The organism is Prosthecobacter sp., from assembly GCF_044373815.1.
Taxonomy (GTDB): domain Bacteria; phylum Verrucomicrobiota; class Verrucomicrobiia; order Verrucomicrobiales; family Verrucomicrobiaceae; genus Prosthecobacter.
In genome coordinates this window covers 1-3,002 of sequence record NZ_JBIPNG010000648.1, presented here as the reverse complement: position 1 = coordinate 3,002, position 3,002 = coordinate 1, and the positions used below count along the sequence as shown (strand labels likewise).

The window sequence follows — 3,002 nt, the reverse complement described above, 5'->3', positions numbered from 1 at the left end:
GACGCCTACTACAACAACAAGCGCAAGCACTCGGCCATCGGCTACCTCACACCCAACCAGTTCGAAACTCAGCACATCAACCTCAACTAATTAAGCGTCCCTGGTCCAATATTGCGTTGCACCTCAAGCCCTGGGTCATGCATGACACGTCCTTCTCACCCAAGGTCGCCCCCTGAAGGGGGGGCGGGAGATCGTGCGCCAGTCCCAGCCTCGCCGCAGGCGTCGCATCGTTGCTACCCCAAGCTCGACCATCACATTCTCCCTAGTGGCATACAGCGCTTTCCAAAACGAATTTCCGGAAAGCGGCGCTCGGAGGACCAAGCCTCCCACCACGTGCCAGTCACACGCATGCCCAGCGCAGGCAGGGCTGGCTGTCCTCAGCCATCCGCCGTCGACGTGTCCTTCGTAGCTTTAGCGAAGAAGGAAGCTCATGATCTTCGAACAAGAAACAGCCCGCTAAACGGAAATGAATTTTGGAAATTGCTATAAAGGCACAGTCACAAAAAAGCCGTGTGCCCATTTGGAAATGCGCACACGGCTCGTTGTTTTCTTATCTTCGTTCTTAAATCGAGACGGTCTCTCCCAGTCGAATGGACACCTCTCTCAGCCCATGTTCTGCGGTGAGTTGAACCCACGTGACACGGGGCGCAGTGGCGCGGACTCCTCATTCTCACCCGCCTTGTAGTAAGACCGGTGGTAATAATAATCGTAGCTGCGCGTGCGCTGGGCAAGGCGGTTCAGAATCAGACCCGTCAAAGGAATGCCCGTCTGCTGCAGTTTGCGGATCGCCTCCTGAATGATGTCGGAGGGGGTGCGGTTGCACCGGACCACCAGGAAGGTGCTGTCTGCCAGACCACCGAGTTCCAGCGTGTCGTTCACCGGGATCAAAGGAGCGGTGTCGATGACGATGCGGTCAAATCCAGCCGCAAAAGCCATGTCCTTGAGCCGCTCAACGCCGCAGGTCGACAGCAGTTCGGCGGGATTGGCCACACGTTTGCCTGCAGGCATGATGGCAAGATGGGCGATGCCTCCGCTGAGGCAAACCTCCGCAAAGGAAGCCTCCTCAAGCAGCAGATCGATCACACCTTTGCGGCTGCTTGGAATACCGAAAACCTGGGCCAGCTGGGAGCGCCGCAGGTCCATGTCGATCAGCAGCGTGCGGTAGCCCTGGCTGGCCAGACTGACGGCCAGGTGTGTTGACACAAACGTCTTTCCTTCATCGGGGATCGCGCTGACCACCATGTGGCAGGTCTGCGGTCCTTTGGCCATCCTTGCGATGATGGCTCGAAACTCACGAAAGCTTTCTGCGACGGCTTTGTGGGCGATCAGCGCAGGAGTCAGTCCCTGGGAGTAGTCATGCTCCTTGGAGCGCTGGTCTTTCGTGTCAGGATGATGCGGAAGATTGGCGATCATGCCAAGAACCGGCACGCGCAGTTTCTGGCGCGCATCTTCCACAGATCGGATGGAGCGGTCTTGCATGACAATCAGGCCGATGATGGCCAGCCCAAGCATGAAACCGCCGGCCGTGGAGCTGCCCACCACTTTTTTGGCGTTCGGAGACACCGGCTCCCCAGGCACCATCGCCAGCTGATGCACCCAGATGGGAGGCGTTTCCATTCCCTTGGAAACATCCACCTGCTTGATGCGTGTCAGAACCGATTCATAGACCGCCTGGTCAGACTCCATCTCACGTTTCAGCACATTGTATTGCACGGCCAGCTGTTCCAGGTCGAGTGCTTCGGACTCCTGCTTCTTGAGCTGCTCCTGCAGCCTGCGCTCCAGTTCCCGGGCATGTTCACAGCTTGATTCCAGCATGTGAACCGCATCGGCAAGGATGGTTGTGAGCTGCTGTTCTTGATTGATGATGACCGCCTGCACCGACTCATACTTCGGATGCTTCGGCTTGTAACGCTCCGCCAGCAGGGCCAGGGCTGATTTTTGATTGCTGAGCTGCGTGAGAATTCCCGATACCTTGGGATGGCTGGCGATGGTTGGCAGGCTGAGCAGTTCATCACGGGGAAGTTTCTCCTCCTTGCAGGCCTTGAGCTGGGTTTCGAGCGTCAGGCGTTCTTTGGACTGGTGGTTCAGTTCGGAACCGAGCTCTTTCAATTTCGTAAGCACGAGGTCCTTGCGCTCGTCCAGCGAGATGGCCTGGTTGGAGCGCTTGTAGTCATGCATCGCTATCTCTGACTTGGTCAGCTTGTCCTGCAGGCGCTGCCCTTCGGCCACCAAGGCCTGAACGGCGCCCTGCATGGTCTTGCTCTTTTGACTTTCCAGCTCTGCCACCAGGCTCAGCACCGCTTGGTTTGACAAAGACGCCACCTGTTCCGGATCGGCCCCGGTCACATTGAAGTCGATCAACCGTGTGTCTTTGCGCAGGCTGATCCTGACCATGGAACTCACGGTGGAGATCGCATTTTCCCGGGCTTCTTTGGAATTGTTGGGATGCCCGCCTGAAAAACCGGTGAGCCGGGTCAGATTCAGTTCGGTAACCACACGTCCGATGACCTCTCGGCTTTTCGCGGCCTGGATAAGAGTGTTGACGGATTTCTCATCCCCGAGCCCGGGCGTGCTCATGCTGTTCAGACCCAGCAGGGAATTATGCTCGGAACCAAACTGAGCGACGCTGACGGCTTCATACACCGGTTTTTGGCGCTTGAAGTAGGCATAGCCTAGGATTAGTCCAAACAGGGCCAGCGTGATGGGAATCCAGCTGTGACGGCGTACTCCGTCCACCAGTTGCGCCGGATTCATGAATGACTGCGGTGCTTCAGCGTCTGGTCCCAGACGTTGCGGCATCACGAGAGGTGATTGGTGCAGGGATAGGGGGGCTGTTTGCATAATATTAAAAGAAGCTTTCAGGCACGGTGATGACGTCGTCCTCACGGACATAAAACATCATGGTTTGATTTCCGGACGCCATGCTCTGGACGTCCACTTTGAAAATTCTCTCCTGACCTGCCACCACACGCTTCACGAGCACCTTCTTGAGGTTGGCGATG

The 3,002-nt window shown here is 57.0% G+C and carries 2 protein-coding genes; one reads left to right on the top strand and one right to left on the bottom strand.

All coding sequences use genetic code 11. The features are described from left to right. Positions 1-90: IS3 family transposase (locus ACIREA_RS29680; protein ID WP_397385936.1), on the top strand; the 90-nt coding region annotated here is incomplete at its 5' end. A gap of 513 nt (positions 91-603) precedes the next feature. On the opposite strand, the gene ACIREA_RS29675 is transcribed toward ACIREA_RS29680, so the two are convergent. Further along, a complete protein-coding gene (locus tag ACIREA_RS29675) occupies positions 604-2,754 on the bottom strand; it encodes a GumC family protein (RefSeq protein WP_397385935.1) in 2,151 nt (716 codons plus the stop codon). Positions 2,755-3,002 lie beyond the last annotated feature (248 nt).

Excerpts from the sequence above, each read along its gene's own strand:
- ACIREA_RS29675 (WP_397385935.1), bottom strand. The coding sequence starts at position 2,754 with ATGAATCCGGCGCAACTGGTGGACGGAGTACGCCGTCACAGCTGGATT.